This is a genomic window from Pseudomonas sp. RA_35y_Pfl2_P32 (genome assembly GCF_963970735.1).
Classification (GTDB): domain Bacteria; phylum Pseudomonadota; class Gammaproteobacteria; order Pseudomonadales; family Pseudomonadaceae; genus Aquipseudomonas.
In genome coordinates this window covers 1-255 of record NZ_CAXAQF010000450.1, presented here as the reverse complement: position 1 = coordinate 255, position 255 = coordinate 1, and the positions used below count along the sequence as shown (strand labels likewise).

Annotated in this window: 1 protein-coding gene; it reads right to left on the bottom strand. The window is 65.1% G+C overall.

Features of this window, described 5'->3' with window-relative positions; translation table 11 throughout:
- Positions 1-255 (bottom strand): hypothetical protein (locus AACY45_RS29120; protein WP_339548919.1); only part of this gene is annotated, 255 nt, incomplete at both ends.

The following is a 255-nucleotide window of genomic DNA, read 5'->3' as shown; positions in this document are numbered from 1 at the left end:
AAATCACTTTGTCCCCCCCCAGCGTATTGAGCCAGGTGGCGGTCAGCGTGGTGTCTGGGCGATCCGGGTCGAGGACGCCGTCGACCACCCCGGCCACCGTCGGCCGCGGCAGTTCCGCGCGTGGCTCGCCGACGTTGAGCAAGGCCGCGTGTTCGGACTCGCGAATCGCGTGCAACGCGGTGTAGCGGTCCAACTTCGCCAGCACACTGTCTGCAATCAGCAACTGGTAATAGAGCTCCAGCGTGCCGCCTTCTA